3 protein-coding genes and 1 pseudogene are annotated in these 2944 nt (G+C 66.4%); all 4 read left to right on the plus strand.

Annotated features, from left to right (window positions below):
- Positions 1 to 294 (plus strand): annotated as a pseudogene (locus EOA60_RS26600) (ABC transporter permease); the annotation flags it as partial.
- 3 nt (positions 295 to 297) lie between these two features.
- Positions 298 to 1029 carry an ATP-binding cassette domain-containing protein gene (locus tag EOA60_RS26605; protein ID WP_127335180.1) on the plus strand — a complete coding sequence of 244 codons (732 nt, stop codon included), beginning with the start codon at positions 298 to 300 and terminating at the stop codon, positions 1027 to 1029.
- A gap of 11 nt (positions 1030 to 1040) precedes the next feature.
- A complete protein-coding gene (locus EOA60_RS26610) occupies positions 1041 to 1796 on the plus strand; it encodes an SDR family oxidoreductase (RefSeq protein ID WP_095824581.1) in 756 nt (251 codons plus the stop codon).
- Entirely contained in the window at positions 1783 to 2667 is an 885-nt protein-coding gene (locus EOA60_RS26615) for an aldose 1-epimerase (RefSeq protein WP_245322365.1), read from the plus strand. The genes EOA60_RS26610 and EOA60_RS26615 overlap by 14 nt, the downstream gene beginning before the upstream one ends.
- Positions 2668 to 2944 lie beyond the last annotated feature (277 nt).

The following is a 2944-nucleotide window of genomic DNA, read 5'->3' on the forward strand; positions in this document are numbered from 1 at the left end:
GGCATGCTGCAGTTGCTGCGGCTGGGGTCGCCGCTGCCTTCGATCGGCGAGGGCATGGAGCTGCAGGCGGTGGCATCCGCCGTCATCGGCGGCGCCTCGCTCGCCGGCGGCATCGGCACCGTCATGGGCGGCATCATCGGCACGACGCTCATCCGGGTCATCGACAACGGCCTTGTGCTCAGCCATGTCGACGCCAACTGGTTCAAATTCGCCATCGGCTTCCTGACCATCTTCGCCGTCGTCGCCAATGCCTGGATGCGCAAGCGCGCCAAGGCCATCAAGATGGAGGGCTGAGCCGTGAGCGATGCCATCATCTCTGTGCGCGATCTGCACAAATGGTATTCCGGCGTGCATGCCCTCAAAGGCGTCACGCTCGACTTCAAGCGCGGCGAGGCGCTCGGCCTGGTCGGCGACAACGGCGCCGGCAAGTCGACCTTGATCAACATCCTGTCCGGCGTCCACCGCGCCGACCAGGGCGAGATCAAGGTCGAGGGCAGGGAGGTCAGCATCGCGACGCCGCGCGACGCGATGGATCTCGGCATTGAGACCATCTACCAGTACAATTCCATGGTCCCCACCATGTCGATCGCCCGCAACCTGTTCATCGGCCGTGAGCCGACCCGGTTTTCGATCCTCGGCGTCGGCATCCTCGACCAGAAGAAGATGGCCGAGGAAGGCGTGCGCGCCATCGCCAATGTCGACCTGCATCTGCGCTCCCCCGACGCGCTCGTCGGCGAGCTCTCCGGAGGCCAGCGCCAGGGCGTCGCGATCGCGCGCGCCATGCACTTCAAGTCGAAGGTAATGATCCTCGACGAGCCAACCAATCACCTCTCGGTCAAGGAGACCAACAAGGTGATCGGCTTCGTGCGCGGCCTGAAGGAACAGGGGGTGACAGGCGTCTTCATCAGTCACAACATGCACCACGTCTTCGAGTGCTGCGACCGTATCGTCGCGATGGCGCGCGGCGAGATCGTGCTGGACAAGCGCATCGGCGACACTTCGATCGACGAAGTCCATTCTGTCCTGTGAGGGGTTAGGCAATGAAGGCGCTCGCTGGTCGTAAAGTGTTGCTGACGGGTGGCCTCGGCTCGCTCGGCCGGGCCCAGGCGGTAACGCTGGCGCGGGCCGGCGCGCGCGTGCTGGTGCTCGACCGCCCCGACATTAGTGAGGGCGAGCAGACGGTGGCGAGACTTGCCGGACAGGCCAGGGGCGATATGGCCTTCGTCGGCTGCGATCTCAACCGGCTGGCCGATGCGGAAGCGGCTGTTGCCGCGCTGGCGGCGAAGGAAGGTGGGATCGATATCCTGATCAACAACGCGGCGCTGATCATCAACCGGCCGTTCGAGCAGTTCTCGCTGGCCGAATATGAGGATCAGATCCGCGTCAATTCCTCGGCCGCCTTTGCGCTGGCGCGGGCCTGCGCGCCGGGCATGAAGGCGAAGGGCTACGGCAAGATCGTCAACTTCTGCTCGATCACGCTCAACGGCCGCTGGGACGGCTACGTACCCTATGTCGCCTCGAAGGGCGCCATGCTCGGGCTCACCAAGTCGCTGGCGCGCGAGCTCGGGCCGCATGGCATCCGCGTCAACGCCGTGTCGCCGGGCGCGGTGGTCTCGGAGGCGGAGGCGCGCGTCTTCGGCGACCGGTTGAAGCAGTACAATGACTGTATCCTCGAGAACCAAAGCCTCAAGACGCGCATCGAGCCTGACAATGTCGCCGAGCTCGTCCTGTTCCTCGCCTCACCCGCCTCCGACATGATCAGCGGCCAGAACATCGCCATCGATGGCGGCTGGTGAGGATATGGCCGGCGCGGTCAAGCTGAACGACGGGCAGGCGAGGCTGGTGCTGGCGCCGGAGAAGGGCGCGGCGATCGCGCGCTATGACGCGCTGGTGATCGGCAGCGCGCCGGTTCCGCTGCTGAAGCCCGGCGATGGCACCGGGACGTCCGGCTGCCAGCTCCTGGTGCCGTGGTCGAACCGCATCTCCGGCGGCGGCTTCACTTTCGACGGCCGCTTCCACGCGGTCGCGCCGAACGTTCCGGGCGAAGCCTTTCCGATCCACGGCGACGGTTTCCAGAAACCGTGGCGGCTTGCCCGCCGCACGGACACCGAGGCGGAGCTGGTGCTCGACGAGGGCGCGATCGGTCCTTACCGCTATGCTGCTACCGTGACCTATGCGCTGCGGGACGGCGCGCTGGAGGCGCGGCTGACGGTGGAGAACCGCGCCGGCATGCGCCTGCCTTACGGCCTCGGTTTCCATCCCTGGTTCCCGCGCGGCGACACAACCCTGCTCGAGGCCAAGGCCGGGCGTGTCTGGCTGGAGGACGAGCGCCATTTGCCGGTCGGCGTCGTGCCCGTGAGCGAGCGCCCGGCCTGGGATTTCTCGCGCTCCATCCCGCTGCCGTGGGACTGGGTCAACAACGCCTTCGACGGCTGGAATCGTCGCGCCTCGATCGCGCAGCTCGAGGAGGGGATCGGGGTCACGCTCACCGCCTCGCCGGAGCTTGGCGTCTATATCCTCTATTCCCCGTCATCCGACGCCGACTTCTTCTGCTTCGAGCCGGTGTCGCACCCGGTCGATGCGCATCACGGCGAAGGGCTGACGGTGCTTGAAGATGGGCAAACGATGAGCGCGGCGATGCGGCTGGACTGGGCGGTGGCGGGTTGAGGGCAGCCGACCGAGCGCGTGATCTCAACCCTTGAGGGGGATACGGCCGGCAGGCCAGAGAGGGTCGTCTCACATAGATCGCCAGCATTGTCTTCGTCGCCGACGACGCCGGCGCTTCACGCGCGGCGACGCCCTCTGTCGCCTTCGGCGACATCTCCCCACAAGGGGGAGATCGGACGGCGCGTCGGCTTTCGCCAATCTCCAGCGCCGCAGAGCAGATGCCGAAGCACCTCCCTCACAGCTCCTTCTCCGCCAGCTCCCTGAATTCATCCGGCAC

Source organism: Mesorhizobium sp. M1A.F.Ca.IN.020.06.1.1 (genome assembly GCF_004023265.1).
Classification (GTDB): domain Bacteria; phylum Pseudomonadota; class Alphaproteobacteria; order Rhizobiales; family Rhizobiaceae; genus Mesorhizobium.